The 26,876-nt window shown below is 69.5% G+C and carries 27 protein-coding genes, 1 tRNA gene and 1 pseudogene; 17 read left to right on the top strand and 12 right to left on the bottom strand.

What is annotated here, in order from left to right:
- Nucleotides 1–1,251 (bottom strand): MFS transporter, encoded by a 1,251-nt coding sequence (locus KALB_RS05600; RefSeq protein ID WP_025354744.1) that lies wholly within the window; start codon nt 1,249–1,251, stop codon nt 1–3.
- 120 nt (nt 1,252–1,371) lie between these two features.
- Between KALB_RS05600 and KALB_RS05605 the strand changes: the two genes are divergently transcribed.
- Nucleotides 1,372–2,295 carry a LysR family transcriptional regulator gene (locus tag KALB_RS05605; protein WP_025354745.1) on the top strand — a complete coding sequence of 308 codons (924 nt, stop codon included), beginning with the start codon at nt 1,372–1,374 and terminating at the stop codon, nt 2,293–2,295.
- Nucleotides 2,296–2,357: 62 nt separating this feature from the next.
- Nucleotides 2,358–2,912: a TIGR03086 family metal-binding protein gene (locus KALB_RS05610; protein WP_025354746.1), complete on the top strand. Its 555-nt coding sequence runs from the start codon at nt 2,358–2,360 to the stop codon at nt 2,910–2,912.
- Here KALB_RS05610 and KALB_RS49055 read toward each other — a convergent pair.
- Nucleotides 2,909–3,061: pseudogene (locus KALB_RS49055) on the bottom strand (DUF3761 domain-containing protein); the annotation flags it as partial. The gene KALB_RS05610 and the pseudogene KALB_RS49055 overlap by 4 nt on opposite strands.
- Before the next feature lie 55 nt (nt 3,062–3,116).
- Between KALB_RS49055 and KALB_RS49060 the strand changes: the two are divergent.
- Nucleotides 3,117–3,413, top strand: coding sequence for a hypothetical protein (locus tag KALB_RS49060; RefSeq protein ID WP_236650444.1), 297 nt, complete (start codon nt 3,117–3,119; stop codon nt 3,411–3,413).
- A 21-nt stretch (nt 3,414–3,434) separates the two neighbouring features.
- Here KALB_RS49060 and KALB_RS05620 read toward each other — a convergent pair whose 3' ends face one another.
- Nucleotides 3,435–3,929: a GbsR/MarR family transcriptional regulator gene (locus tag KALB_RS05620; RefSeq protein WP_025354748.1), complete on the bottom strand. Its 495-nt coding sequence runs from the start codon at nt 3,927–3,929 to the stop codon at nt 3,435–3,437.
- 92 nt (nt 3,930–4,021) lie between these two features.
- Between KALB_RS05620 and KALB_RS05625 the strand changes: the two genes are divergently transcribed.
- From KALB_RS05625 to KALB_RS05640, 4 genes are read left to right on the top strand one after another with little or no spacing between them, the layout of a single operon-like run.
- Entirely contained in the window at nt 4,022–4,915 is an 894-nt protein-coding gene (locus KALB_RS05625) for an ABC transporter ATP-binding protein (protein WP_025354749.1), read from the top strand.
- Nucleotides 4,912–6,504, top strand: coding sequence for an ABC transporter permease (locus KALB_RS05630; protein WP_025354750.1), 1,593 nt, complete (start codon nt 4,912–4,914; stop codon nt 6,502–6,504). The genes KALB_RS05625 and KALB_RS05630 overlap by 4 nt, the downstream gene beginning before the upstream one ends.
- Nucleotides 6,505–6,515: 11 nt before the next feature.
- Nucleotides 6,516–7,751, top strand: coding sequence for a glycosyltransferase (locus KALB_RS05635; RefSeq protein ID WP_236650180.1), 1,236 nt, complete (start codon nt 6,516–6,518; stop codon nt 7,749–7,751).
- Between the two features lie 10 nt (nt 7,752–7,761).
- The gene (locus KALB_RS05640) at nt 7,762–8,376 is read left to right on the top strand and encodes a TetR/AcrR family transcriptional regulator (protein WP_236650181.1); all 615 of its coding nucleotides are present in this window, start codon (nt 7,762–7,764) and stop codon (nt 8,374–8,376) included.
- Nucleotides 8,377–8,431: 55 nt separating this feature from the next.
- Here KALB_RS05640 and KALB_RS43645 read toward each other — a convergent pair whose 3' ends face one another.
- The 5 genes from KALB_RS43645 to KALB_RS05665 all read right to left on the bottom strand — a co-directional run bounded on the left by KALB_RS43645 (nt 8,432) and on the right by KALB_RS05665 (nt 16,966).
- Entirely contained in the window at nt 8,432–12,265 is a 3,834-nt protein-coding gene (locus tag KALB_RS43645) for a glycoside hydrolase family 2 TIM barrel-domain containing protein (protein WP_148309358.1), read from the bottom strand.
- A 112-nt stretch (nt 12,266–12,377) separates the two neighbouring features.
- Complete coding sequence (locus KALB_RS05650; protein WP_025354753.1) at nt 12,378–13,202, bottom strand: glutamate ABC transporter substrate-binding protein; 825 nt, start codon at nt 13,200–13,202, stop codon at nt 12,378–12,380.
- Nucleotides 13,203–13,282: 80 nt separating this feature from the next.
- Entirely contained in the window at nt 13,283–13,801 is a 519-nt protein-coding gene (locus KALB_RS05655) for a DUF2127 domain-containing protein (RefSeq protein ID WP_025354754.1), read from the bottom strand.
- Nucleotides 13,802–13,817: 16 nt separating this feature from the next.
- A complete protein-coding gene (gene hrpB, locus KALB_RS05660) occupies nt 13,818–16,259 on the bottom strand; it encodes an ATP-dependent helicase HrpB (protein WP_042221704.1) in 2,442 nt (813 codons plus the stop codon).
- Nucleotides 16,256–16,966: a VIT1/CCC1 transporter family protein gene (locus tag KALB_RS05665; protein ID WP_025354756.1), complete on the bottom strand. Its 711-nt coding sequence runs from the start codon at nt 16,964–16,966 to the stop codon at nt 16,256–16,258. The genes hrpB and KALB_RS05665 overlap by 4 nt, the downstream gene beginning before the upstream one ends.
- Before the next feature lie 102 nt (nt 16,967–17,068).
- Between KALB_RS05665 and KALB_RS05670 the strand changes: the two genes are divergently transcribed.
- The 3 genes from KALB_RS05670 (at nt 17,069) to KALB_RS05680 (ending at nt 19,150) form a co-directional block, all read left to right on the top strand.
- Nucleotides 17,069–17,998 (top strand): alpha/beta hydrolase, encoded by a 930-nt coding sequence (locus KALB_RS05670; RefSeq protein ID WP_025354757.1) that lies wholly within the window; start codon nt 17,069–17,071, stop codon nt 17,996–17,998.
- Nucleotides 17,999–18,103: 105 nt separating this feature from the next.
- Nucleotides 18,104–18,901 carry a DsbA family protein gene (locus KALB_RS05675; RefSeq protein WP_025354758.1) on the top strand — a complete coding sequence of 266 codons (798 nt, stop codon included), beginning with the start codon at nt 18,104–18,106 and terminating at the stop codon, nt 18,899–18,901.
- Nucleotides 18,902–19,077: 176 nt separating this feature from the next.
- A tRNA-Ala gene (locus KALB_RS05680) sits at nt 19,078–19,150 on the top strand.
- Between the two features lie 289 nt (nt 19,151–19,439).
- On the opposite strand, the gene KALB_RS05685 is transcribed toward KALB_RS05680, so the two are convergent.
- A complete protein-coding gene (locus tag KALB_RS05685; RefSeq protein WP_025354759.1) occupies nt 19,440–20,129 on the bottom strand; it encodes a cysteine hydrolase family protein in 690 nt (229 codons plus the stop codon).
- A 239-nt stretch (nt 20,130–20,368) separates the two neighbouring features.
- Nucleotides 20,369–20,512, bottom strand: coding sequence for a hypothetical protein (locus KALB_RS47475; protein ID WP_158510714.1), 144 nt, complete (start codon nt 20,510–20,512; stop codon nt 20,369–20,371).
- Between the two features lie 3 nt (nt 20,513–20,515).
- On the opposite strand from KALB_RS47475, the gene KALB_RS46295 reads away from it, so the two are divergent.
- A complete protein-coding gene (locus KALB_RS46295; RefSeq protein ID WP_148309359.1) occupies nt 20,516–20,935 on the top strand; it encodes a hypothetical protein in 420 nt (139 codons plus the stop codon).
- Nucleotides 20,936–20,952: 17 nt separating this feature from the next.
- Here the strand turns inward: KALB_RS46295 and KALB_RS45080 are convergent, their stop codons facing one another.
- Together KALB_RS45080 and KALB_RS45085 are read right to left on the bottom strand one after the other, a co-directional pair.
- Nucleotides 20,953–21,492: a flavoprotein gene (locus KALB_RS45080; protein ID WP_081789820.1), complete on the bottom strand. Its 540-nt coding sequence runs from the start codon at nt 21,490–21,492 to the stop codon at nt 20,953–20,955.
- A 17-nt stretch (nt 21,493–21,509) separates the two neighbouring features.
- On the bottom strand, nt 21,510–22,709 hold the full coding sequence (locus KALB_RS45085; RefSeq protein WP_081789203.1) for a helix-turn-helix domain-containing protein: 1,200 nt from the start codon (nt 22,707–22,709) through the stop codon (nt 21,510–21,512).
- Between the two features lie 178 nt (nt 22,710–22,887).
- Here KALB_RS45085 and KALB_RS46300 point away from each other — a divergent pair, with 178 nt between their 5' ends.
- The 6 genes from KALB_RS46300 to KALB_RS05715 all read left to right on the top strand — a co-directional run bounded on the left by KALB_RS46300 (nt 22,888) and on the right by KALB_RS05715 (nt 26,817).
- A complete protein-coding gene (locus tag KALB_RS46300; RefSeq protein ID WP_148309360.1) occupies nt 22,888–23,136 on the top strand; it encodes a hypothetical protein in 249 nt (82 codons plus the stop codon).
- Complete coding sequence (locus KALB_RS46305) at nt 23,129–23,491, top strand: hypothetical protein (RefSeq protein ID WP_148309361.1); 363 nt, start codon at nt 23,129–23,131, stop codon at nt 23,489–23,491. Before KALB_RS46300 ends, KALB_RS46305 begins: the two co-directional genes overlap by 8 nt.
- Before the next feature lie 603 nt (nt 23,492–24,094).
- Nucleotides 24,095–24,904 (top strand): SAM-dependent methyltransferase, encoded by an 810-nt coding sequence (locus KALB_RS05695; protein ID WP_158510715.1) that lies wholly within the window; start codon nt 24,095–24,097, stop codon nt 24,902–24,904.
- 61 nt (nt 24,905–24,965) lie between these two features.
- Nucleotides 24,966–25,184 carry a hypothetical protein gene (locus KALB_RS05700; protein WP_025354763.1) on the top strand — a complete coding sequence of 73 codons (219 nt, stop codon included), beginning with the start codon at nt 24,966–24,968 and terminating at the stop codon, nt 25,182–25,184.
- A gap of 65 nt (nt 25,185–25,249) precedes the next feature.
- A complete protein-coding gene (locus tag KALB_RS05710) occupies nt 25,250–26,401 on the top strand; it encodes a hypothetical protein (RefSeq protein ID WP_025354764.1) in 1,152 nt (383 codons plus the stop codon).
- Entirely contained in the window at nt 26,398–26,817 is a 420-nt protein-coding gene (locus tag KALB_RS05715) for an NUDIX hydrolase (RefSeq protein ID WP_025354765.1), read from the top strand. Before KALB_RS05710 ends, KALB_RS05715 begins: the two co-directional genes overlap by 4 nt.
- Nucleotides 26,818–26,876: the final 59 nt, after the last annotated feature.

Below are 26,876 nucleotides of genomic sequence, written 5' to 3' on the forward strand. Positions count from 1 at the left end.
CTACGTTAGTTGCCGCACCTGTTCAGCCGGGCGGTCGGCAGGTGCCGCGTGTTCGCGGCGGGGCAGCAGCAGCGGGGTGCACAGGATGAGCACCCCGGCGACCGCGATGGCGGTGCGCGGGCCGACGAGGCTGGCGAGCAGCCCCCACAGCAGCGTCAGCAGAGCGATGGTGGCGCTGCTCGTGATCGACCACGCCGACAGGACCCTGGCGACGCGGTCCGAGGTGGTGCGTTCGAGCCGGTAGGTGGCGTACACCGGGTTGAAGACCCCCATGCAGGTGATCAGGCCGAGTTCGACCAGGACGACCAGCAGCAGCCCTGGGATGCCTGGGCCGACGAATGGCAGGCCCAGCAGCCAACACGCCCGAAGGGCGCCGCTGACGATCAGCACCCGGTGCTGCCCGAACCTGCTGACCAACGGCCGCGCGATCCGCGAACCGAGCAGACCGCCCAAGCACGGCACGCCGAAGGCCAGCCCGTACTGCCAGGGTGCGAAGCCCTCCTCGCCCAGGAGCAGGACCGCCAGCAGCGGCGCGGTCGCCATGATCAGTCCGTTCACCAGGCTGGTGTTGAGGAACAGCGGCCGGAGCTGGGGGTGGCGCAGGATGAAGCGCCAGCCGTCCAGCATCTCACCCGCGGTGAACCCCTTGTCGTTCCTGGGCGCGGGTCGCGGCTCGTGGCCCCCGATCGCCCGCACCCCGAGCGCGGACAACAGGTAACTGACCGCGTCCACCACCACTGTGGTCAGCGGTCCGAAGACCCCGATCAACGCCCCGCCCAGGGGCGGTCCGATGACGGTCGCCGTCCACATCGTGGACTCGAACCTGCCATTGGCCTTGAGCAGGTCCTCCTTGCGCACCAGCGCCTTGAGGCACGCCCCGCTCGCGGCGGTGAACACGATGTTGGCCGCCGCCACGACCACCGACACCACGACGAGCTGGGTGAAGGTCAGCCCACCGAGCAGGTAGGCAGCGGGCAGGGACAGCAGGGCGGCGAGCCGGAACAGGTCCATCGCGATCATGACCGGCCGTTTGCGGCGGAACTCCACCCACGGCCCCAGCGGGAGTGCGATCAACGCGCCCACCGCCAGGCCCGCGGCGGACAGCAGGGACACCTGTGCCGGGCTGCTGTGCAGCACCAGGATCGCGATCAGCGGGAACGCGTCGAGCGCGAGCCAGGTGCCCACCGCGCTGGCGGCGTAGGCCGCCCACAACCACCCGAAATCCCGCCCCAACGACTGTGTACGTCCCATGACCGCCTCCGACCCGTTCGACCGACCGAGGGGATCAAACAGCCGGGCCCACGCGGTGATCAAACAACTGGCGGCTCGGAGTGCCACAACGAGCGGTTGTGCACGGGCTAGGTTGGCGGGGTGGACCTCGAGCTCGTGCGCACCTTCCTCGCGGTTGCCGACCAGGGGCAGTTCCAGGAGGCCGCGGTCGAGTTGTCCGTGACCCAGCAAGCGGTCTCCAAGCGGGTCGCGGCCCTGGAGGCGGAGCTCGGTGTCCGGCTGTTCGCCCGCACGGCACGAGGAGCACAGCTGACCATCGACGGGCAGGCGTTCCTCCCGCACGCCCGCGCCGTGCTCGACGCGGTGCAGCGCGCCGTCGAGTCCGTGCGACCCGGCCGCCGCGCCCTACGGGTGGACGTGCTCCGTCGCCACCTGGCCTCGGCCGCCATGCTCCAGGACTTCCACCGCGAGCACCCGGAGGTCGAGCTCGACGTGGTGACCCTGCCCAACGCCGAGGCCGCCACCGCGGCCGTGCACGCCAGCACGATCGACGCGGCCTTCTGCAACCAGAGGGTTCCCCTGAGCCGGTTGCCCGAGAACGTGCTGGGCGTGCGCGTGTTCGACGAACCGATCGAGCTCCTGACCGGTCCCGGCCACGAACTCGCCAGCATGCGCTCGGTCACCCTCGCGGAACTCGTCGGGCACAGGATCTGGATCCCCGGCATGGTCACCGGCTCGGAATGGGCCGCATACTACGAGGAACTCGCCGCGAGCTTCGGGCTCAGCATCGACGCGGAGGGCCCCAACTTCGGTGTCGAGTACCTCCTGGAGGCGGTGAGCCGCTCGGTCTCGCTGGCGACCTTCGTCGGCGAGCGGACACGTCTGGTGTGGACCGCGCGCCAGGACCTCAGGCGAATCTCGTTGCACGGCCCGACACCCGTGTACCCGCACTCCCTGATCTGGCGAGCCGACAACCTCCATCCCGGGCTCGTGGCCCTCCGCGAACACCTCGCCCGCAGGCGGCCAGTCGCCCGTGACACCTGGTTGCCGAGCTGGGCCCGGTGACCGGCGCCGCCGTGTCGCGTTTGTTCAATACGGCCCGGCGAACAGCTGCCTATCGTGGCCAGATGCAGCACCACAGGATCCTGACCCTGGCCGCCGAACCGATCACCGAGGTGCTCGGCTCACTGCGGGCCGACCAGTTCGACCTGCCCACGCCGTGCGCCGAATTCACCGTGCGCCAACTGGTCGAGCACCTGATCGAGTGGGTGCCCGCGTTGGAAGGGGCCGCGCGCAAGGAATTCCTGCCGCCGAGTCCCGGACCGGCCGACGCCGAGGCGCTGCTGGCGCAGATCGACCGGCTGGTTCGGGCCTGGGGGCGGGCCGAGGCGTGGCAGGGCATGACGCGGGTGGGCGGCCCCACCGAGTTCCCGGCGGAGTTCGCGGGCGGCATGGTCCTCGGCGAGCTGGTCGTGCACGGCTGGGACCTCGCGCGGGCGGTCTCGTGGAGTCCACAGTGGAATGACGAGGTGTTGCTGCCACTGCACGGAATACTCGTCGAGACGGCCCAGTTGGGGCGGGACATGGGCGTCTACGCCGCTCGGGTCGAGGTGCCCGATGAATCGTCCACTGTGGACAAGGTGCTCGGGCTCACCGGGCGCGACCCGGGCTGGCGCGCCTAGAGCCAGCGGGACACGCCGCCATGCCCCGAGCAGGTGCCCTGCCGGTGCTGGCTGAAGCTGTACGTGCTGTCCTTGCACTGCGCGGTGGCGCCCGCGGGCGGGCCGGGTGCTGCCTCGGGGCGGTGCACGCAGTTGCCGTCGACGTTGCGGTATTCGTTGGCGCCACAAGCAGTCTGTGCGGGCTGCGGTGCCGTGGTCTGGTGCGTGACCGGGGGAGGCGGCGGCGGCGCGGCGACGGCTGTTGTGGTGCTTGTCGTCGTGGTCGTGGCGAGTGTGGTGGTGACCGTGGTGCTGGTCGGCGCGGTGGTGGTCGTGGTGCTGGCGGTCGTGCCGACCGTGCTGGTCAACGGGGTGCTGTCCCCGGTCGGGCTCACCGGGACCTGTGGGGCGCAGGCGGTCAGCGCGGCGGCGCCGAATGCCAGTGCGGCAAGGGTTCCGGCCAGCGTGCGGGCTCTCGGCATGGTGCTTCCTCCGGGGATCGGCGGTGTGACCTTCGACTGATCGCCCGGTTCTGAAGCGGTGTTACGCCCGTTGTGCCCGCAACTGGTCGCGGTGTGTGCGCCAACGGTCCAGCAGTCCGGGCACCTCGGTGGTCATGAACTCCATGAATGCCAAGGATTCCTCCAGGCGCGCACCGGCCGGGGTGTCCCTGCCGAGCGCGTCCGCCCCCATCGCCAGCGTGTCCACCCAGTTGACCAGCATCTGCTCGCGGCGCATCGCCGACTCGTACCAGCTGTCGTCGCGGACCCGGTAGTGGTCGCGCCGCGAGCCGGGCTCGCGCTCGCGCACGATCAGCCCGACCTGGGTGAGGTAGCGCACCGCCCCGGACACGGCGGCCGGGCTCACCGCGAGCAACTCGGCAACCTCGGTGGCGGTGAGCTGACCGGAGTCGGTGGCCAGCAGTGCGACGAAGACCCGCGCGGGCATCCGGGCGAAGCCCGCCTCGCTGAGCACGAGGGCGAACCGCTCGATGAACCTCGATACGGCCTCGTCGTCACGGTCGGCTGCTGCGGTCACGCTCTGTCCCCCTCGTCTGGTGTGTCCCACCCCATCGAGTTTATACGGTTCATTATCTTCACGACTTTGTGAAAAGAGTGTAGCTTGGCGCCATGACCACCGCCATCTCGGTGTCGGGCCTGCGCAAGTCCTTCGGGCGCGCGCGGGCACTCGACGGGCTCGACCTCACGGTCACCACCGGTGAGGTGCACGGATTCCTCGGCCCCAACGGGGCGGGCAAGTCGACCACCATCCGCGTCCTGCTCGGGCTGCTGCGCGCCGACGGCGGCACCGCCGAACTGCTCGGCGGGGACCCCTGGCGGGAGGCCACCCAGCTGCACCGCAGGCTCGCCTACGTGCCCGGGGACGTCACCCTGTGGCCCTCGCTGACCGGGGGCGAGGTGATCGACCTGCTGGGCAGGCTGCGCGGCGGGCTCAACCAGGGCCGCCGCGCCGAACTGCTGGAGCGCTTCGAGCTGGACCCCACCAAGAAGGGCCGCACCTACTCCAAGGGCAACCGGCAGAAGGTCGCGCTGGTCGCCGCGCTGGCCTCCGAGGCCGAACTGCTGATCCTGGACGAGCCGACCTCCGGGCTGGACCCGCTGATGGAGGAGGTCTTCCGGGAGTGCGTGGCGCAGGAGCGCGACGCGGGCCGCACAGTGCTGCTGTCCAGCCACATCCTGGCCGAGGTCGAGGCGCTGTGCGACCGGGTGAGCATCATCCGCAACGGGCAGACGGTGGAAACCGGCACCCTGGCCGAGCTGCGGCACCTGACCCGCACCTCGATCACCGCCGAACTGGGCGCCGAGCCCACCGGCCTGGCCGAGCTGCCCGGGGTGCACGACCTGGACGTGCAGGGCACCAGGGTGAAGCTGGAGGTGGACACCGCCGAGCTCGACGCGGTGCTGCGCAGGCTCACCGAGTTCGGCGTGCGCGGGCTCACCAGCCAGCCGCCCACCCTGGAGGAACTGTTCCTGCGCCACTACACCGACGAGGTGCGGGCATGAACACCTTGGTGGGCACGGGTTTCCTGACGCGGCTGGTGCTGCGTCGGGAACGGGTGCAGCTCACCGCGTGGCTCGCGGTCATCGCGCTGCTCGCGGTCGGCACCGAGGCCTCCTTCGCGCAGCTCTACCCCACGCAGCAGGGCCGCGCCGAGTTCGCCGCCTCGCTCCAGGGCAACCCGGTGTTCCTCGCGCTGACCGGCCCGATGTTCGACCTGACCACCCTGGGCGGCATGACCGCGTGGCGGGTCGCCGGGATCGGCAGCCTGCTGGCGGCGTTCATGGCCGTGTTCACCGTGGTGCGGCACACCAGGGCCGACGAGGAGAACGGCCGTCTGGAACTGCTCGGCGCCGGTGTGGTCGGCAGGCGCGCGCCGCTGACCGCCCCCCTGCTGACGGTGTTCGGCGCTGGGCTGGTGCTGGCGGTGGTGGTCGGCGGCGCACTGACCGCCAAGGGCCTGCCCGCCGCGGGCTCGTTCGCGCTCGGGCTCGGATTCGCCGGTGCGGCATGGGTTTTCGGCGCGCTGGCCGCCGTCACCGCGCAGTTGAGCCAAAGTGCCCGCGCGGCGACCGGGATCGCCGCGGGTGTGGTCGTCCTGACCTTCCTCATGCGGGCGCTCGGCGACTCGACCGGTGCGGACTGGCTGAGCTGGATCAGCCCCATCGGCTGGACGCAGCAGGTGCGGGCCTTCGCCGACGAGCGCTGGTGGGTGCTGGCCCTGCCGCTGGTGACGACCTCGCTGCTCGTCGCGCTCGCGTACGTGCTGGTGGCGCGGCGTGACCTCGGCGGCGGCTTGCTGGCCACGCGGCCCGGCCCCGCGCGCGCCTCGGCCTCGTTGCGCGGCTCGTTCGGCCTCGCCTGGCGGCTGCACCGGGCTTCGCTGCTGAGCTGGCTGATCTCCGTCGTGGTGCTGGGCCTCGTGCTCGGCGCGCTGGCGGAGAGCGTCAGCGACGTGCTCAGGACCAGCGACCAGTTGCAGCGCATCCTCGCCGCCCTGGGCGGTAGCGAGGGAGTTGTCGACCTGTTCCTGGCCGCCATGCTGAGCATCGTCGGTCTGGTTGGCGCGGTGTACGCCGTGCAGTCGACCCTGCGGGCGCGCGGCGAGGAGTCCGCGCAGCGCGCCGAGCCGGTGCTGACCGCCTCGGTGGGCAGGACCCGCTGGTTCGGCGGGCACCTGGTCTTCGCCTTCGGCGGTACGGCCTTGCTGATGGCCGTGGTCGGTGCCGCCATGGGGCTCGCGCACGGCTTGCGCGCCGGGGACCTCGGCGGCGAGCTGCCGCGAGTACTGGCCGGGGCCTTGGTGCAGATCCCGGCGGCCTGGGTGCTCGCCGGTCTGGCGGCGGCCCTGACCGGAGTGCTGCCCAGGGCTGTTGGCCTGGCCTGGGCGGTGCTGGTGGTGTTCTTCCTGCTGGGTCAGCTCGGGCAGATGTTGCAGCTGAGCCAGTGGTTGCTGGACGTCTCGCCGTTCACGCACGTGCCGAAGCTGCCCGGTGGCGAGTTCACCGCGCAGCCGCTCTGCTGGATGGTGGCGGTCACCGTGGTGCTCACCGCGGTGGGGCTGATCGGTTTCAGGAGGAGGGATCTGGGGTGAAGGTGGTCATCATGGCCATCGGTTCCAGGGGGGACATCGCGCCGTACACCGGGCTCGCCGCGAGTTTGCGGGAGCGCGGGCACGACGTGGCGATCGCGACCCAGGAGCCGTTCGCCGACATGGCGCGCGAGTGCGGCGCGGAATACCGGCACCTGTCCGGGGACATGAAGGCCGAACTGGCCTCTGAGGACGGTCGCAAGTGGACTGAGAACGGAACCGGACTGCGCAACCTGAGGGCCACCCTGGCCATCGGCAAGCGCATGATGCACTCGCTCGGCGAGAGCACGCTGGCCGCTGCGGAGGGCGCTGATGTCCTTATGTTGCAACGGGGTGTGATGGTGCACGGGTACCTGATCGCCAAGGCCACCGGTGTGCCCGCGATGGGGCTGGAGCTGTTCCCCGGAATGCCGACCGCCGAGTTCCCGCCGCCGATGTTCGGCACCCGTTCGCTGGGCCGCTGGGCCAACCGCGAGCTGGTGCGCCTCGCGGCCCCGCTGCCCACGCCGATCGACGGCGTGCTCAAGGAGTTCCAGCGCAAGCTGGGGCTGCCCGAGCTCGGGCTGACCAGGACCCGGTTCCAGATGCTCGACGACGAGAACTTCCTGATGCCGCACGGGTTCAGCCCCGCCGTGCTGCCCAGGCCCGCCGACTGGCGGCGCGGCGCCGATGTCGTCGGCTACTGGTGGTCCTACCAGGATCCGAACTGGCAGCCGCCCACCGAGTTGGTGGACTTCCTCGACGCGGGACCGGCCCCGGTGTTCATCGGCTTCGGCAGCATGGCCACCGGTGAGGGGGAGCGGCTGTCCGAGCTGATCTCGGCCACCCTGCGCCGACTGCCCGGGGTGCGTGCCGTGGTGCAGGCCGGGTGGGCCGGGATGCGGGTGGCCGGGGACGAGGTGCTCACCATCGGCAGCGTGCCGCACGGCTGGCTGTTCCCCAGGATGGCGGCGGTCGTGCACCACGGCGGGGCCGGAACCACCGGCGCCGGGGTGCGGGCCGGGGTGCCCGCGGTGCTCACGCCGGTGCTGGGCGACCAGCCCTTCTGGGCGGCGCGGCTGCGTGCGATCGGCGTCAGCCCCGGCAGCGTGCTGTTCAAGAAGCTCACCGCGGAGTCGCTGTCCGAGCTGATCCGGCAGGCCGTGACCGATCCCGGCTACGCGGCGCGGGCCGCCGAGGTCGGTGCGCGGGTCCGGGCCGAGGACGGTGCCGCCCGCGTAGCCGAGGCGCTGGAGCGCATCCCGGCTTAGGCTGGGTGGCGTGAGCGAGCCTGCGAGCGAATCACCGCGTCAGCGAGGTGTCACGACGAGTGCCGCCCAGCGACCGATGCGTGCCGATGCCCGCCGCAACGCCGAACGCCTGCTCGGCAGCGCACACGAGGCGTTCGGCGAGCGCGGGGTGCAGACCTCGCTGGAGGACGTGGCGCGGCGGGCCGGGGTGGGCATCGGCACCCTGTACCGGCACTTCCCGACCCGTGAGGCCCTGCTCGAAGCGCTGCTCGGGCAACGCATGCTCGACCTCGGCGCGCTGGCCGACCGGCTGCTCGCCACCGAACCGCCCGCCCGCGCCCTGGCCGAGTGGTTGCGCGCCGTGGTCCAGCACTCCATGACCTACCACGGGGTCGCCGCCTCGCTGATGGTCGGCATGCTCGACGAGACCAGCGAACTGGGTGTGTCCTGCGCGGTCATGCGCAGGGCCGGTGCCGAGGTGCTGGCCGCCGCGCGGCGCGCCGGTGTGGTCCGCCCCGACGCGGAGGCGGTCGACCTGCTCGTCCTGGCCAACGGCATCGCCTGGGCCGCGGAGAACTCCTCCTGCGGCCAGCCCAGGATCGACCGCCTCGTGTCGATCTTGTTGACGGGGCTGCTCGTGGCGTGAAGGTGGCTTTCACTGCGCCCAGCGCAGTGAAAGCCACCTTCACGGCGTTACGGCGTTACGGCAGGAACACCGGCAGGGCCTCGGTCTGCGCGGTGAGCACGGCACGGACCTCGGCCCCGTGCGGGCCGGTGACGGCGAGGGTGCTCGCGCCGCCGGGTGGCACGGTGAACGGGGTCACGCTCCCGCCCGCGACCTCGACCGTACCCGAAACCTGCTGACCGGCCACATTGGACAGTTGAATCTGGTTGCCGGGCAACAGGTCCATCCGCACCGGGCTGGTGATCACCCGCCAGGCGAGCTTGTCCTGGCGGTCGTAGGTGCGCAGGCCCTTGTTGTGGTAGCCCCGCAGCGGGGGCGAGGGGTTGTACGGGCTGCCCGCGGGGGTGAGCGCGAACTCCGTTGAGGTCCAGTACATCTGGCCGATCAGGTGCGGTCGCCGCGCGAGCTGCCGGTTGTAGGTGTCGATCAGCTGCGCCTGGTAGTACTCGGTGCCGGGCCCGGTACCGGGTCGGTCCTTCACCCCCTCGGCACCGTACTCGCTGAGCACCAGCGGTTTGCCGCCCGCGGCGGCCTGGATCGCGTCGATGTCCTTGCCGATGTCGGTGGCCTTGCCGTAGTACCAGCCGTCGTAGTTGTTGTCGGCGGCGAAGTCGTCGTAGCCGAAGGCCTTGTCGCTGGTGTGCCAGGCCGTCACGTGCGTGAACAGCCTGCTCGGGTCCAGTGCCCTGCCGTGGTCGATCAGCGTGTGCACGTACTGGGCGCCCGCCTCGGTGTTGGTGGCGTTCTCGTTGCCCACCGACCAGGCGATCACCGAGGGGTGACCGCGATCGCGCCGGATCTCCCGGGACAGCTGGTCCTTCGCGTAGTCCTGGGTCTTGGCGCTGGCCAGCTGCGTGGCGTTGGCCTGGGTGACGTTGATCTCCTCGATCACCAGCAGCCCGAGCCGGTCGGCGGCGGCCAGCTCACCGGGAGTGGTCGGGTAGTGCGCGGGCCGGAACAGGGTGAACCCCTTGTCCCGCATGGTCTTCAGCTCGCGCTCCGCCAGCTGGTCGGGCTGGGTGCGGCCGAGCCCGGGGTAGTCGGCGTGCCGGTTGAAGCCGCGCAGGTCCGCCAGCACCGAGCCGTTCAGCAGCAGGTCGGAGCCGCTCACCGACACCGTGCGGAACCCGGCCTTCGTGCTCAGTTCCCCTACTTTCACCTCGTGAAGGAAGGGGTCCTGCGGTGTCCACAGGTGCGGGTGCGGCACGGTGATCGTCACGGGATCGGCCGCGTCGGAGCCAGCAGGAACGGTGAACGTCACCGAGGTCCGGTAGTCGCCGACCCGGACGCTCCTCGTGATGGCTCGGCGCGTGTCGCCCGCGGCGGCGGTATAGGCGTGCAGCGTGAGCTTGCCGTCGGCGCTGCCCGTCGCGGTGAGCTCGCTCAACTGGTCGGGCGCGCCGATCCGCATCCGCACGCCCTGGGTGAGACCGCCCCAGTTCCAGTACAGGTCCGTGTTGATCCCGTACGGCCTGATCGTGGACACGCGGTTGTCGGCGCTGACGGTGATCTGGTTGCTGCCGGGGTGCACCGCTGCGGTCACGTCCAGCAGGGTGGGCACGTTGCCACCGGTTGACTGCCCGACCTGCTGGCCGTTCACCGTGTACTGGCAGGCGAAGTAGCAGGAGTCGAACTGGAGCGTGACGTGTTGCCCCGGCCTGAGCCCGGGCACCGTGAACTCGCGCCGATACGTGGCGACCATGCCGTTGTCCTCGTTCCAGCGCGCGCGGACCGCCCCGAAGCTGTCCGGTACCAGCACGGGAGTGCCGTCCCCGAAGGTCCAGGTCCCGTTGAGGTTGGTGACCCCGGGCGGGTCGGCGGGCCGGTGCGTGACCACCGACCTGGTCGCCGTGACCTCGCCCTGGCCGGTGACCGCGGTGGCGGTCAGCACGTGCTTGCCGGGGCTGAACCAGGAGGCGTCGGTGGCCGTGGACCAGGTGGGCGCCAGGCCGGTGGCGTTGGCGTAGTCGCGGGTCAGTTCCGCGAATGCCGTGCCGTCCATGGACAACCGCACCGAGCGCGTGTCGAACGGGGCGGTGACCGCGATGTCGGTCAGTCCGTCGAGCTGGTCGGCGGTCGGCGCGGTGAACCGCACCTCGCGGGACTCGCGGGCGCCGTGCGCACCGGCCTGGTCGATCACGGCCTTCGCCTCGGTGGGAAAGTCCTTGAGCCCCATGCTGTTCGGGCCGTACTGGTTGGTCTTGCCCCCGTTGTGCGGTGCGGCGACCGGCGCGTCGGTCCAGTTGTCCCTGACGATCAGGAACGCGCTCCAGGAGGCCCATGAGGACACCCAGTTGGTACCGGTCCCGGCCTGCGGCACGTCGCGGACCACGTTGTTCGCCGTGGTGTAGTAGGAACTGCGCTCGTCGTGGTAGATCCCGTTCGCCGAGACGCCCGGTGCGAACGCGATGTCGTTGGCGTACACGCGGGAACCCGGCGACTGGGCCTGTGTGTAGATCGCGCCGCCGTCGTGCAGTGTCAGCATGAAATCGCTGACCTTGTTGTGCGACACCAGGACGTTGTGCTGGGTGTCCCCGTCGCCGACGAAGTTCCAGCCCCAGCCGACGGAGATGCCCGTGTAGGGCACCTGGCTGACGGTGTTGTGGTCCACGGTCAGGCCCTCGTTGTAGCCGCCGAAGATGCCCACCGCGTCGCGGAACTCCTGCCCGATCCGGCTGATGGCGTTGTCCCGCACCACGTTGTCCGCGGTCTTCACACCGCTGTGCAGCACGTCCCCGACGAAGATCGCGCCGCCGGACAGGTCGGTGAACCCGCTGTCCTCGACCACGCTGCTGCTGGTGGCCTTGTCCAGCGCGATGCCCGCGCCGCCGAGCCGGGTGAACCTGTTCCCGCTGAACCGAACGCCCTTGCCCGCACTGACCGTCACCGCGGTCTGGGTGCGGGCGTAGTCCTCGCCAGCGCCGGAGATCGTGCCGGTCCTGGTGCCGTTGACGTAGTAGCCCGCCTGCGCGCCGACGTAGCCCTCGGGGTTCGCCCAAGCCGTGTCGGCGAACGTGATCCCGCTGACAGTGAGGTCGCTGGCCCCCGTGACGGTCAGCAACTGCTCGGTGCGCGGCAGCTCCACGTCGGCGGTGGCGAGGTCCTCACCGGGCCGCGGCACGTAGTAGAGCTTGCTCGCACCGCTGTCGAGCGCGAACTGCCCAGGCGTGCCGAGCAGCTCGTAGGCGTTCTCGAACCAGTCGACGCCCTGGTAGGCGGAGCCGGTAGGGCTCGCGCTCTGCCACCCGGTCTGGGTCGGCGTGTTGGCGTTGCCCCAACAGGGCTGGCGCATCGTCACCGTCGTGCCGCTGACCGACTCGATGCCGCAGTGGAAGTCCCGCCACCTGGCGTTGAGCACGACCCGGACATCTTTCAGGTCGTGAATCAAGCCGACGCGCGGGTCCACCCCGCTCAGGCCGGTCGCGGAGGCCGTGCACTGCGACTTCGCGCAGCCCAGTCCACGGGCGGGCACCGCGCGCACCTCGTTGACGAACAGCTGCCGCGCCGTGCTGCCGACGGGCACGTCGGCGACCCACCTGTCCTGTTCGTGCCGGTGCCAGCCGGTGACGCGGGTTGCGCCGTCGAGCACCGGCTGCTCACCGGGCGCGGCCCGCCAGACCTGCCCGGAGTTGGCCGCGACCAGCCGCAGCGGCTCGGTGAGCCGGTAGCGGCCACCGGCCAGTTCCACGGTGTGCGGGCCGGTCCTGGCCTGTGCGGTGGTCAGGGAGCACGGGGCGGCGGCCGTGCAGGCATCGCCCGCACCAGTAGGGGAGACGTGCAGCACCACGCCGCCGCCGGTGGGCAGCGCGGCGGACACGGCGAGCAGCGAACCGATCACCAGACGAATCACGGGCCGAGTCTGTGACCGCGTGCGTGATCAATTCAATGGTTTCGAGCGATCAGACCCCTGAAAAGATGCACGATTTTGCGTACATGAACGCTTGTGAGAGCAGTTTCGCGCGTCAGCGCTCGGTGACCTTGGGCGGGTCCGGGATCTTGTAGCCGGACTTGCCCAGGTTGGTCTGCAGGGCCTGCTGCCAGGCGCCGGAACTGATCATCTTCTGCACGGCGTCATCGATCTTCACGCGGCTGTCCTGGTCCCCCTTGCGCAGCCCGATGCCGTAGGAGTCCTTGGTGAACGGCTGGTTGACCACCTTGAGCAGCTCCGGGTTCTGCGCCGCGTACCCGGCCAGGATCACGTCGTCGGTGGTCACCGCGTCCACGATGTTGGCCAGCAGCGCGGTGACGCAGTCGGAGTAGCGCCCGTACTCGACCAGGCTCGCGCCCTGGGCGAACTTCGCCTTCACCTGCTGCGCGGAGGTGGACCCGGCCACCGAGCACAGCCGCTTGCCGTTGAGCGACTGCGGGCCGGTGATCGAGGTGTCGGTCTGGCGCACCAGCAGGTCCTGGCCCACGCTGAAGTAGGGCCCGGCGAAGTCCACCTGCTGCTTGCGTTTGTCGTTGATCGTGTAGGCGGCGACGACGAAGTCCACCTGACCGCTGGTGATCAGCTTCTCGCGGTCGGCGGGCTCCGCCTCCTTCCACTCGATCCTGTCCGCGGACACGCCCAGTTCCTGCGCCACATACCGGGCCACGTCCACGTCGAAACCGCGGTAGTCCCCGTTGAGCGTCCTGAAGCCCACGCCCGGCTGGTCGAACCGGATGCCCACGGTGAGCTTGCCGTCCGATGCCGAGCCCAGCACCGTGTCCGGTGCGCCGGAGCTGCCGCAGGCGGACAGTGCGGCAACAGCTGCCAGCGCCACGGCCACGAGACGCGTCACGCGCAGACTCATGTGCGGATCCCTCTCAGTCGCTGGCGGCGGTGCCCGAAAAGTAAGTCAGCGGTGCTCAACTGTCCAATTGATGTCTACGCGTTGCCGTCGGCACCGGTTCGGCCGCCCGGTGTTGCGGCCTCTTGGCGCAACTGCCGGTACTCCCGCAGCACCAACACGATGATCACGATGTCCAGTGCGGCGAAGAAGGGCAGCGCGATCGAACCAGTGTGCACGGCGCGGTACAGCTCGTAGACAACGAAGGCACCGAGCACCAGTGCGGCGATCGGGTAGAGCGGCACGACCTTGCGCAGCAGGGCGGCGACCAGTCCGAGCTTGACGACCGCGTGCAGCAGCAGGTAGCCGATGGCGAACCCGCGGCTGCTGCCGTCGGCGAAGTTGTGCGCGGCGGTCTCCAAGTGCTCCGACAGTGTCCCGCCCGGGTCGCCGAGCAGGTCCCTGGTGACCACGGCGTTGGCCAGCCCGGTGATCACCGTCGGCGGGATGAAGATCAGCACAATGCCCAGGACGAGCTGGCTCAGGCCGTCCAGCCCCTTGAGCGTTACGGCCACTTTGAACAGTTTGTCCGTGGTGGTGCTGGGTTTGCTCGTCACACCGTCCAGGATGGACCTACTTGCTCTGTTTCGTCCGACGGGTGGGCGTGGCCGTGGTCGGGTCCTCGGGCCAGGGGTGCTTCGGGTACCGGCCGCGCAGTTCGCCGCGGACCTGGCGGTAGCCGACCTGCCAGAACGAGGCCAGGTCGGCGGTCACCGCCACCGGTCGGCCCGCCGGGGAGAGCAGGTGCAGCAGCACCGGGACCCTGCCGTCCACGATGTGCGGGGTTCGCGCCCAGCCAAAGGTCTCCTGCAGCTTCACCGGCAGCACCGGCTCCTCCGCCGAGTAGTCCACCCTGACCCGCGAGCCGGACGGCACCAGCACCCGGTCCGGCACCAGCTCGTCCAGGCGGGTCGCCTGTGGCCAGGGCAGCAGCCGGGAGATCGCCTCGTGCGCGTGGATCCGCTCCAGGTCGGCCCTGCGCCGCGCGGTGGCCAGCTCGGGACCCAGCCAGCTGTCCGGGTCCGCCAGCAGGGCCCGCTCCGAGACGTCCGGCCAGGGGGCGCCCAGCACGCGGTGCAGCAGGGCGAGCCGCTGGCGCAGCCGCAGCGCGTCCTGGCTCCACCGCAGCAGGGCACTTCCTTCACGACTTAGTCCATCTGTCAACGCCGCGTGCAGCGCCGCCCGGTCCGGGTCGGCCAGCGGGCGTTGTTCCAGCACGATCGCGCCCAGCCTGCGTACCCGCCTCGCCAGCACGTCGCCCTCGGCCCAGCGCACCTCCTGCTCGCTGACCAGCAGCGCGGGGGCCGCCCGCTCGGCCAGCGCCCGGTCCGCCCGCGCCGCGAGCCGGATCCGGCCGTGCGCCCGGCCGGGCTCGCGATCGGCCACCGCCACCGCCAGCCACTCCGCCTCCCCGGGGGCCGCCAGCTCCACGGCGGTGCCGCCCGCCATCAGGTACGTCGCCGAGCCCGGCCCACGCCTGCGGGCCAGCCGCTCCGGGTGCGCCAGCGCCACGACCAGCGCGGGGTCCGCCGCCGCGGCTGCCCCGTCGGCCACCAGCGGGCGCGCCAGGTCGGTCAGTCGCTTGACCTCGCGCCGCCAGCGCCGCGCCCGGTCGCTGCCCTGGTCGGCACGCAGCCTGCGCAGCGCGGATTCCACATCCGTGCCCTCGGCGAGGGTGTCGTCGTCCAGCAGGGCCACCACCTCGGCCGCCGCCCGCACGCCCACCTCCGGCGCCCCGTCCAGCAGGGCCCTGGCCAGCCGGGGGTGCAGCCCCAGTTCGGCGATCCGCCTGCCGCGCCCGGTCACCCCCGAGGCGTCCACGGCGCCCAGCGCGGCCAGCACCTGGCGGCCCGCCGCGAGCGCCCCCGTCGGCGGCGCGTCCCACCACGCGAGGCCCTCGCCGTCCGGGGTGCCCCAGCAGGCCAGTTCCAGCGCCAGCCTGGTCAGCTCGGCGGTCCTGATCTCCGGTTCCGGGTAGCGGGGCAGCGTCGCCTGCTCCTGCTCGGGCCAGCACCGGTAGACCCGGCCCGGCGCCTCACGGCCCGCCCGCCCCGCGCGCTGCTCGGCCACCGCCGCCGACACGCGGCCGGTCACCAGCCCGGACAGCCCGCGGCGGTGGTCGACCCTCGGCGTACGGGTCAGACCCGCGTCCACCACCGCGCGCACCCCAGGCACGGTCAGGCTCGACTCGGCGACAGCGGTGGCCAGCACCACGCGGCGCCCGCCGCCCGGCCGCAGCGCGCGGTCCTGCTCCGCGCTGGCCAGCCTGCCGTGCAGCGGCACCACGTCCACGCCGTCCAGCAGGGCCGAAACCCGGCGGATCTCGCCGACACCGGGCAGGAAGACCAGTACGTCACCGTCCGATTCGGACAGTGCTTTGTGGACTGCCCTGGCCACGCAGCGCTCCACGCGCTCGCCCCTGGCCGGCGGCACGTGGCTCACCTCCACCGGGTGGGTCCGCACGTGCGCGCGCACCACGGGGGTGTCCGCGCCCAGCAGCCCGGCGAGCCGGTCGGCGGCCACCGTGGCCGAGGTCGCCAGCACGCGCAGGTCCGGCCGCAGCCCGGCGCGGGCGTCCAGCAGCAGGGCCAGCAGCAGATCGGCGTCGAGGTGCCGCTCGTGGCACTCGTCGAGCAGCACGGCGTCCACCCCGGCCAGTTCGGGGTCGCCCTGCAACCGGCGCAGCAGCAGCCCGGAGGTCACGACCTCCACCCGCGTCCGCGCCGAGGTCCTGCGGTCGCCGCGCACCGCGTAGCCGACGGTCTCGCCGACCCGTTCGCCGAGCAGGTGCGCCATGCGCGCCGCCGCGGCCCGCGCCGCCAGGCGCCGTGGCTCGGCGACCAGCACCTTGCCCGTGCAGGCGGCAGCCATCGCCAGCGGGACCAGGGTCGTCTTGCCGGTGCCGGGCGGGGCCACCAGCACGGCGGTGCCGTGTGCGAAGAGCGCGCCGGTGACCTCGTCGAGCACCGCGCTGACTGGCAGCTGCGGCAGTTGGGGCAGTTCCACGCCCCTCAGCCTGCCGTGGACACCCCGATGAGCGCACCGACGAGGTACGTGGCCCCCGCGGCGATCGCCCCGAACAGCAGCTGCCGCACCCCGTTGAGCCACCAGGATCGGGTCGTGTACCTGGCCACCAGCGCACCCGCCGCGAACAGGCCGACCGCGCCGACCGCCAGGCCCGCGGTCAGCGAGTTCCAGCCGAACAGGAAGGGCACCAGCGGGAACAGGGCGCCCACCGCGAAGCACAGGAACGAGGACACCGCCGCCACCAGCGGTGAGGGCTGCTCGTCCGGGTTGACGCCGAGCTCCTGCTCGATGTGCACCCGCACGGCCAGGTCCTCGTCCTTGTGCACCTCCTTGGCGACCTCCTCGGCGGTGTCCCTGCTCAGCCCGCGCGCGGTGAGCAGCTCCACCAGCTCCTCCTGCTCGGCCTCCGGGTTCTCGCGCAGCTCGCGGCGCTCCACCGCGACCTCGGCGCGCACCGAGTCGTTCTGGGTCTGCACCGAGGTGTACTCACCCAGCGCCATGGAGAAGGCGCCCGCGACCAGTCCGGCCACCCCGGTGAGCACGATCACGTGGGCTTCCGCGTGCGCGCCGCCCACACCGGCGACCAGTGAGATGTTGGTCACCAGGCCGTCCATCGCGCCGAACACGGCGGGCCGCAGCCAGCCGCCGGACAGGTCCTTGTGCGTGTGCCCGATCTCCTCAACGCCCTCAGTCACAGCGGGAACTCTATTCGTCCACGGTGGACTGAGGACAGCCTCTGGAAGCCTTGCCTAGCCTTAGGGGTTACCGGAGTCCGGCCCGCTGGCTACCGTGATCGCGTGCCAGACATCGACCAGGACCTCAAGCGCTTCCTCGAGGCCTTCCCGCCGCTGTCGGTCTCCGCCCCCGGCGTGGACATCCTGCGTGCCAGGGCCGAGCTGGAAGGTCGCTGGCAGCGCGTGCAGCCGATGGTCGACATGGCCTCGGTCACCGACCGGTCCGTGCCCGGCGACCCGCCCGTCCCGGTCCGGGTCTACCGCCCGCTGCCCGGGGCGCGGCCGCTGCCGGTCGTCGTGCTCTTCCACGGCGGCGGCTGGTGCATGGGCAGCACCACCACGCACGATGACCTCGCCCGCCGGATCGCGAGCGGGGCCGGGGCCGTGGTGGTGTCCGCGGACTACCGGCTCGCTCCCGAGCACCCGTTCCCCGCCGCCGTGGACGACGCGTGGACGGTGCTGCGCTGGGTCGGTGAGCACGCCGCCGAGCTGGGTGGGGACCCCGCGCGGATCGCCGTGGCCGGGGACAGTGCCGGCGGCAACCTCGCCGCCGTCACGGCCCTGCTCGCCAGGGACAATGGCGGCCCGCGGCTGTGCTTCCAGCTGCTGTACTACCCGGCCACCGGCGCCGGTGACGACCTGCCCGCACGGCGCGAGAACGCCACCGCGCCGGTGCTGTCCACGGCCGACATCGAGACCTTCCTCGAGCACTACGCGGGCGGCCTGCCCGGGCCCGTGCCGTGGACCCTGTCGCCCGCGCTGGCCGAGGACCTCAGCGGCCTGCCCCCGGCCTACATCGCCACCGCGCAGTTCGACCCGCTGCGCGACGAGGGCGAGGTGTACGGCCAGCTGCTGGCCAAGGCCGGTGTGCCGGTCCAGGTGCGCAGGCACGAGGACCTGGTGCACGCCTTCGCCAGCTTCGCGCCGATCATCCCCGCGTGCGGGCGCGCGGTGGACGAGTCGGTCTCGGCCCTGCGCGCGGCCCTGGCCTAGATTCTCAGGCTGCCCTTAGCGACGGCCGGTAGCATGCGGCCCGAGGTCCGACCGACCAGACCCCCTGAACAGGCGTGGTCGGCTCGTTAACAGGAGGACGATCACGTGGGCGGTGCGGAGCGCAGCAAGCGCCAACGCCAGCAGGACGCGAACAAGAACAAGGCCGCGGCGGCCAAGGCCGTCGCAGCGGCACGCGGTGCCAACAAGGACCGCCGCAACATCATCATCGGTGTGGTCGGCATTCTCGTGGTCGCCGCGATCGTGATTGTCGCCGTCACGCTGAAGAGCAAGGAAGTGGACAAGAACAAGCTCGAGGCCATTGGTGTCGCGAAGGCCGCCAGCGAGTACCAGGCCACAGTGGGCGACGACGGTGTGATCACCGCGGGCAAGCCCGACGCCAAGGTCAAGGTGGACGTCTGGGAGGACTTCATCTGCCCAGCCTGCGGTGAGTTCGAGAAGCGGGACAACGCCCAGATCGACAAGGCGCTGGCCGAGGGCAAGCTCCAGGTGCGCTACCACATCGTGAACATGCTCGACCGCAGCTCGGTGCCCGCCGGCTACTCCACCCTCGCGGGCAACGCCACCCTTGCCGCGGCCAAGGCGGGCAAGTTCGCCGACTACCACTCCAGTCTGTTCAACTCCCAGCCCAGGGAGGGCAGCGAGGGGTACACCGCCGACCAGTTGATCAACCTCGGTCAGCGGATCGGCATCACCGGCGACCAGTTCGCCAACGACGTGCGCAACAGCACTTACACCAGCAAGGTGACCGCCAACTACGACGCGGTGAAGGAGCAGCCCTGGTACAAGGGCACGCCCACCGTGCGCAGCGGGGACACCTCGATCGACGTGCTCAAGGACGGGCAGTGGCTGGACAAGCTGCTCAACGGAGCAGCCAACTCCTGACCGTTCCCGGTGCGGCCCGCCCCTCGCTCGGCGCTGGGGGCGGGCCGCTTTCCGTTCACGGGTCTGACCTGGGCAAACATCCTCGGGTCCCCCCCGATTTCACTCTCCAGGAGGTGTCGTGTACTGTATGAACCACACGAGATGAGGAACTCCCCAAGAGATCCGAATCAAAGTGCGGGGCTGTGGCGCAGCTGGTAGCGCATCACACTGGCAGTGTGAGGGTCAGGGGTTCGAGTCCCCTCAGCTCCACAATTGTTGAATAGTTTAGATACGCCCCCTGACCTGGGAAAACCAGGACTGGGGGCGATCTTGTTTGTCCGTCCCAAGTGGACAATGGATGACCTAACTGGAGCAAAACTGGAGCAGCGGTCTGACACTATGCGAAATGGGGTCATGGATTTGCTCCAGTTCCATGTCACCCGACCGGGGATTCTTCGGTGACGTATCTTCGGGACGCCCGTAGACGGGCCGACCGGGCACCGCAGGCGGACGGCATAGGGGCAGGCGGTGTGGCCGCCGCTGTGGCCCGGCTGGCGGATCAGTCGTGGTGTGCGTCCGGCGTGGGTTCGGTCCAGTACTGGGGGTCGCGTCCGTAGTCAGGGGTCCGGAAGGCGCGATCCCAGGGGGCGTCGGGTGCGACAAGTTCGCGCCAGGGGGCGACTTCGGTGTAGAGCACCCGCATCGAGTTGAGCGCGCTGAAGTGCAGCGCGGGCCCGTCGGTGGAGACCGCGTCCTCGGGCACGGCCACTTCGAAGTTCCGCTCCAGCGCTGCGCGCACCGTCGCTTCAACACAGACGTTGGTTTGTAAGCCCGCGACGATGAGCCGGGTAATGGCGAGGTTTCTGAGCAGCGGTTCCAGTTCGGTGTAGGTGAAGAAGCTGGGACGGGTCTTGTCGAGTACGAGGTCGCCTGGCTGTGGCGCCACCGCATCCATGATCTGGCTCTTCCACTGCTTCTGCTCGTCGGACACCTCAGGCATGCGGCTGGCGCGACTCTGCAGCTGCTGGGCGGCCCGGGGGTTCGCTCCCAGCGCGCCCGCCTGGCTTGCGACGACACGCGAGTACAGCACCGGGATCCCGTGAGAACGCGCGTGGGCGAGGAGGTCAGCGCACGTGGTGATGACTGTGTCGAGTTGCCAGATCGGTGGCCAGCCAAGTGCGTCGCGCACTCCGTCGTCGGCGAGATACCCGTTCTGCATGTCGATCATGAGTAGCGCTGTTCCGGTCATCGCGATCCTTCCGTGTTTGCAACTCTGCCGTTGATCACGAGGTTGGCAGAAGGCGGCAGCGAGGGGAGCCGCTGAGGGGATGGCTTTCGTTCATGCGTGCCTGGCGAACAGGGTCAGGTTGACCGAGTCGGGGTCAATAACGTTGGCCGCGATGGAGGGCTTCTCGGGACACCGTCGTGCGCGCGGGGAGAAGGCCACGAGCCCACGCGTGCGGCGTGGGCTCGGGTGGAGGCGTCGGGCTAGGCGGCCTTCCTCCAGGCGGTGTCGAACTCGCCGGTGGAGTTGAGGACGGCCTTGTCCCAGCGGTCTTGCAGGCATTGCAGCAGGCGTGCCTCGACCGCGGCGGCGACGTGGGAGTAGGTCTGGCGGACCTTGTCTTCCATGACGTGTCCGAGCCGGTGTACGGACACGGGATGGCGGTCGCAGCACTGGGCGCAGTCGCACTGCGCGACGAATCGATCCGCTACGGGCTCAACCCACAGCACACCTGGAAGATCCAACGAAAGATCAGTGCAGCGGGTGACACCGCATGGCGAATGGCGACCAGCCAGGACCTCCTCTACACCAGTACCACCGGTTCCTCGAGCCGTCCTTTCGCCGTACGGCTGCAACACCGCTTCCAGCAACGACTCGCCCGCGCTGGCACTGATGCGATCGCAGCCGCCAGCCTCGCCGTCTACACCCTGTCCGAACCGGTCTCACGACTCGGGGCACCACGCGTCCTGCTCGACACCCTTCGTGGAGGACAGCAGGATCTGTTTGCCGAGCCGCCCTTTGCATCGGCAGAACGCCAAGTGTTCTGGTGAGCATCGGGAATAGGATGTCACCCCGAAGCCTCGGATTGAATGGCATCGAACGCCGCCGCCCAAGGGAACCGCGCGTGCTTGTCCTCGCCCTTCGCAACTTCTCCCCTCGGGTAGTCAACCATTCTGACACCCCAATCGGCAAGCTTGGAAATGGCCAACTGGACAGCAGGAAAACCTAACTGCGCAGAGCTTGAAGACACCACGCAAGCAACTGGAATCCCCTTGCCGAAAGCCTCGACAACCATCCCGAGTGGAAGCGTGTCTGATATGCCGGCAGCCCACTTGGCGACTGTGTTACAGGTAGCCGGCGCCACAATCATAGCATCGGCAGGCGGTAAAACATCAGGCTCGTCAGGATCTTTATACCAAGACCGCACAACATGTCCCGACTTCTTTTCGAGTGCACTCACGTCAATGAACTTGCGACCGTCGGGAGTGGCAACTACACATACATCCCACCCGGCAGCTTGCCCGATTTCAACCAACTTGCCAACGTGGCGCGCGGCCGGTGATCCGCACACAATGGCGTAGAGAACCGGCTGACCGGTGTCGTTCATGCCCCTCCTGACCAAACTCACGTACGGATTCCGCACCAAGTGGCAAAGTTGCTCAGCGACTCCGTTGAACGCTTGTCGGTGGATACAAGTGCCATGACCGTTTCGCGAACCGTTGGGTGGTACCGAGTGAGCTGCGGCGTGATCCTTCGGGCGCGGTTCAGAGTTTTGAGCGCCTTCTCCCGATTTCCGTGCAGCAGCCAGCCCCTGGCCAAGTCGATATAGTGATGGCCACGTCGCGAACTATTCACTTCAACAGGCAGCTGAAGTTCGGCGCCGCGTCGCACCGCTGTAGTCCCATCGCAAAGTTCGACCGGGACCGCAACCGAATGGATCTCCACGTTTGCGGCACTGAACGATGTCTCGTAGTAGTGCCCGTCAGTCACGTGCCTTGCCATTTCTCGAGCCTCAGTCAAGTGCGCCTCGGCGTCGACAGGATTGGACGAACGCGCTGCAATGATGGCCGAACGCAGATGCAGTGAGCCCCGTACAGCCAGCGTTTCCGAAGTGCTGGGCAAGTCTCGAATATCGTGTGCTGCGGCGTCGAGAAGGCGCTGCCCGACTGAATATCCGCCAGAATTCAGCAAGGCGAGTGCCTGGTGAAAATCGGCGACAGCGACACGCAATGGGTCCCCGCAGCGCTCCGATGCCCACATGCAACGTTCACCAGCCCAGCCGGCCAGCGACAGGTGCCCTAGCCGATGCAGGGTCGACATCGCCTGGGCGTACGCGTTGGCTAGCAAGCCGTGGGCGCGCTCGCTGGCGTTGCCCAGCGGCAGTTCGCGGGCGAGGACGTGTAGCTGACGTAGCAGCGTAGGCAATTCCTTCGCGACGTCGGCGTATCGACTGTTGCGTCGATGGACGTTCACCGCCTCCATGCACGCTGCCAGCTCCTCCAGTGACATCAGCTCACCTTCGACCCCGGCGTGCCTCCCCTCGGTGATCGCCTGTTCCAACGCTGGGACGTGGGCCTGTTCGGTTCCATGCCGGCTGATGAGCGAGTCGTAGGGCTGTCCGGTGAGGTCGAGTACGCCAAGGCCGAGGGCGCGAGCTGCGGCAGCCGTGAACGCGGGTGATGGAGGCTGCTTGCCTTGTTCGACCGCCTGGACCGTCTGGTGGCTGAAGTGTGCGCGTTCCGCCAGTTGGCGCTGCGTCAGGCCACGGAGCTTGCGCAGCTTGGCGACTCGGCGACCGACGCTGTCGGCTGGGTTGACGTCCATGGCGCTGCTCCTCGTAATAACAGGTCCGCCTACACCATGCCACAACTCGAACGGGTGAACGAGACCGCAGTCGATTAGGACATCTCTAGGAGTTCACCACCGCTGATCGTTCCAACATCGGAACAAGCGCGCAGCACGTGAGCAACCGCGCCGTTTCGCGCCCCTGAGAGGAGTTCAGATGCCCGACGACACCGATAACCGGTGGCTGATCTCCTGCCGCGACGCAGCGGGGCGCAATCGACAGTTGGTAATCCACGTTATCGACCACATTCGTATTGCAGTGCAGGTTCCTGCTGGCGAGTGCGCCTTCCTGCTGGAGCAGGAGGCTGACCAGGTTTCCCGATGCCTGCAGTTGGCTCGCGCCCGGCTCAGCCGAAGCCAAGCATCGCTACCAGGGCGGACCTCCAAGGGAGAGACTCATGGCTGATCACCCGAAGCTGACCGTCCAGGATGTAGCGGTTCGTTGGGAACAGCGGTTCACGGCTCTCAATCCCAACTGTCCGCTCACGGTCTTCGTCGGCACGCTGTTCGTCCAGGTTGGGGTCGAGTACCAGCGCGGTCCGTTGCACTGTGAGAAGACGATACGGATCTTCTACGCCAGGTTCCCGCTGCTACGCAGATACAGGCTCGTCTGGGCTCTGACCCGAGCCGCGGGACGGCTGGCTGCCACAGTTGGCGCGCAAAGCCTGCGCCTGCCGTTGTGCCACAAGGTGTTGCGCCCGACAGGGTCGGTTCGTGGAACGGTTTGTCAGGCCGAAGTCTTCCGGGAGGCAGTCCGATGACCTCGACAGCCTCCAGGGTGCGGCTGTCGAACCGACTGGTACCTCGGCCGTCCTGCGACCCAGTGACCGCACAGGCTAGTGCTGTTGTGCTGATGCAGTTGTTCCTGCACCGCGCCGAACAAGTCGGGCGACCGTGCGCTGAGTGCGGCACACTGTGGCCTTGCTCGAATGCGAAATCCGCCTACCTGCTTGGGGAGTTTGCGTTGCGATGATGTCCACAGTGATCGTCTTCAGTGCACTCGTCGTTGCCAGCCTCTTCAGCTTGGTTATCCACCGCCTACTGCGTCAGCACGTCCGGCAGCACCACATTGGACAGTGCGGTCGACAGCTCGCCGGATGGCTGTCGGAGTACGTGACGGTGGAGGAACTCCAGCGGCGCGTGGAACAGGACAAGCTCGATCGGGACGTCTACGGACGGCACGCACTGTGCTGCCCACCAGACGGACTTGGGCGCTCACTCGCGTCCAGTCGAGATGGCGCTGAAGTCATTTGGGTCCAAGGACTTCTGTGTTGCAATGGCCGGTTCGTTCCGGCGAGTCGGGAGCGGGGAATCGCGTGAGTACCACTACCAGCACAGGCCAGGTGCACCACGATGATGACCGGTTGGCCGACTACCTCGGCTCGAACCGACCTCAGTCAGGCAGAGTATGGGATTACCTGTTGTGGTGCGGCAAGAACTGCCCCGCCGATCGGGACCTGGTGGCCTCGCTGGGCCGGGCGCGTACCTACTTTGAGAAGGCCGCTCGGCGGAACCAGACCTGGCTGTATCAGGTCACCCGCTGGGCATCGCAGCAGTGGGGTGTCCGGCAGTTCGTGGACCTCGGTGCGGGCGTGGGTGGTCCCGTGGCGCTGCATGAGAACATCCGGCGCCAGGTTCCTAGCGCGCGGGTGGTCTACGTGGAGTCCGACCTCGTCGCGTGTTGCAGCCTGGAACAGGACACACGTGACGTGCCGGGTACCGCGGTCATCGAGGCTGACCTCACCCAGCCCAGGACGCTGCTCGATCACCCTGTCCTGCGGACAGTGCTGGACTTTGACCAGCCGGTCGCGGTGCTGCTCAGCGCCGTACTGCACGAGGTGCCCGATGACCGCGATCCCGCCGGAGTACTCGCCGCCTGGCGCGACGCTGTGGTGCCCGGCAGTCTGGCCGCGATCTCCCATCTCACCGCCGACGACCATCCTCAGGTGGTCCAGCAGGCTGTCGAGGTCTACGCCGAAGCCGGTATGGATCTGCACCCCCGCACCCGCGCCGAGGTCGCCTCGCTGGCGGCTGAGTTCGGACCGGTGACCGCACCCGAACCGCTCTACCCACCGCTGTGGAAACCCGAGCGTTTGGTCATCGCCCACTCGCTCGTGCGCCCGCCGAGCGAGTGCCTGACCTGGTCGGTTGTCGTGCATCGCGGACCCGACTGACCACCGGGACCCGGTGAATCTCTCGTCCTTACAAGACAAGTCGTGTGTGAAGGATGTTTCCGTGACCGTCATCGACCTGGACAGCACGGGCTTGTTCCTGGTGTTCAGCCAGGTACTGCACGAGATCCACACCAGCCACGGCGTCACCTCCCACCAGAAGATGCGGCACACGAACGGTCAGTTCGACACCGACCAGCTCGCGATGCTCATGGACAGTGCTGATGGCCCACCGTGCCGTCAGCGGCCTGCCGGGGTCATCGACTTCCGCGTCCCGCCCTGACCATGCGCGTCCCTCGCGCCCTCACGCGGCATACTCCGCCGCGGTCCCCCTCCTCGGAGATCCCGATGCCCAACCGCACGTCGTTGATCCGGCGCCTGGCCGTGCTGCGCAGCAGCTACACCGGCGAGACCGACTCCAGCGTCCTGCCCGCCATCGCCAGCGGCGCCAAGGAACTCTCCGTCGAGGACCGTGCCCAGGTACTGCGGGCACTCGCGCACAACCACGCCGCCCGCCTGCCCGGGGAACCCACCCTGGACCCGGTTGCGGCCCGGATCCGCCACGCCCTGTTGCCCGACGCCACCAGCCCCTGCCAGCGGGACCTGGAGGCCGCGGTCCTGCTCGCGACCGGGCGGGCACACGCCCACCTGCGGCAGCACGTACCCGAGGGGGCGGGTGTGTTCCGGACGGTCCGGCCCCAGACGGACGGGCTCATCCTCCACCTGACGCCCGCCGCGCTGCCGGTCCTGCTGCTGGAACTGCTCCCTCACACCGTGCAGGGCGGATTCACCGGAGTACCGGGGCTGCGTGTGCGGCCGCACCGGCGGCAGGTTCATCTGGTCCAGACCCACGTCCCGGACACTTCAGTGCACATCGCCGCCGTCAGCTACCGGCAATGGGTGGCCGCCACCGCGTTCGTCCAGCAGGCCACCGGCCTACCCACCCACACCTACTGCTCCCACGCAGCCGCGCTACGACCACTCGACGACCACGAGACCAGCGCCCTGGCCGGGCCTCGGGCGCAGGTGTCGCCGGAGCTGGCCGGGCTGGCCAGCAGCCTGCTGCGCCGTCAGAGGGTGTGCGCGGGGACCACGGGCGCCCAGGTCACCGCCCTCGGGGACCAGGCGTTGAGCGTGCGGTGGACCGGGGGCCACTCGCCTGCGGTGGCCGCCGCGCTGTTCCTGCTGCACCCGATCATGGGCCTGCCCGGCGATCGGTTCGTCATCCAGCGGATCCATGAGAACCACGTCCTGATTCACCTCCGTCAGCACGCCGAGGACCCCGGCCTCGTCCTCGAATTGACCAGGGACACCACACGCGAAACCAGAGCAGCGGAATGCCACACCGCTGAAGAGGACCTCAGCGCAGCCTGGGCGAGCTGGGAAACGGCGCTGGCCACGGCGAGCGGGGCCAGCGCCCTGGCTGGCGGCCGACCCACCACCCCGCGACCGGCAGCGCCCTCACGGCACCAGGCGGCCGAGGCTGGAGCGGTGTCGTGACCACGGCACCGGGCCCACGAGTAGCTGTGTACGCGTTGACCGGCCGCGACGACGAGTACTACCTCACCCTGCCTGCCCCGCACGGCTACACCTTCCCCGGCGGCCCCGTCGGATCCGGGGAGCCGGTCGAGGACGCGCTGCGGCGCCTGCTGCACGACCAGCTTGGCCTGGGCGTGCGGCAGGCGGACTTCTGTGGGGTGCTCGAACACAGGGTGGGTGCCGGAGTCGGGGTGGTGTTCGTCTTCGATGTCACGCTGACCGACATCGACGCCCTCCCCGTCCACGTCGCCCGGGTCGCGCGGTGGGTCGACGGCTACTCGCTGCACCGGGTCGAGGTGCACCCGTTTTGCCTGCGCGAGGCCATCGTCGAGGGCATTTTCGCCGACCGCACCTGGGTTCCCGCGCCACCACAGTGATTACTCGACACGAAGGGACGCGATGTCCGGCCGCGAGGTAGCCGCTCACCGCACCGACG

This window comes from Kutzneria viridogrisea DSM 43870 (assembly GCF_000525635.1).
Lineage (GTDB): Bacteria > Actinomycetota > Actinomycetes > Mycobacteriales > Pseudonocardiaceae > Kutzneria > Kutzneria viridogrisea.

Bases quoted from the DNA above. Each gene is read 5' to 3' on its own strand.
- KALB_RS05600 (WP_025354744.1), bottom strand. From the start codon at position 1,251: ATGGGACGTACACAGTCGTTGGGGCGGGATTTCGGGTGGTTGTGGGCG.
- KALB_RS05610 (WP_025354746.1), top strand. From the start codon at position 2,358: ATGCAGCACCACAGGATCCTGACCCTGGCCGCCGAACCGATCACCGAG.
- KALB_RS05625 (WP_025354749.1), top strand. From the start codon at position 4,022: ATGACCACCGCCATCTCGGTGTCGGGCCTGCGCAAGTCCTTCGGGCGC.
- KALB_RS05630 (WP_025354750.1), top strand. From the start codon at position 4,912: ATGAACACCTTGGTGGGCACGGGTTTCCTGACGCGGCTGGTGCTGCGT.
- KALB_RS05635 (WP_236650180.1), top strand. From the start codon at position 6,516: ATGGCCATCGGTTCCAGGGGGGACATCGCGCCGTACACCGGGCTCGCC.
- KALB_RS05685 (WP_025354759.1), bottom strand. From the start codon at position 20,129: ATGACCGGAACAGCGCTACTCATGATCGACATGCAGAACGGGTATCTC.
- KALB_RS47475 (WP_158510714.1), bottom strand. From the start codon at position 20,512: ATGGAAGACAAGGTCCGCCAGACCTACTCCCACGTCGCCGCCGCGGTC.
- KALB_RS45080 (WP_081789820.1), bottom strand. From the start codon at position 21,492: ATGAACGACACCGGTCAGCCGGTTCTCTACGCCATTGTGTGCGGATCA.
- KALB_RS45085 (WP_081789203.1), bottom strand. From the start codon at position 22,709: ATGGACGTCAACCCAGCCGACAGCGTCGGTCGCCGAGTCGCCAAGCTG.
- KALB_RS46300 (WP_148309360.1), top strand. From the start codon at position 22,888: ATGCCCGACGACACCGATAACCGGTGGCTGATCTCCTGCCGCGACGCA.
- KALB_RS46305 (WP_148309361.1), top strand. From the start codon at position 23,129: ATGGCTGATCACCCGAAGCTGACCGTCCAGGATGTAGCGGTTCGTTGG.
- KALB_RS05710 (WP_025354764.1), top strand. From the start codon at position 25,250: ATGCCCAACCGCACGTCGTTGATCCGGCGCCTGGCCGTGCTGCGCAGC.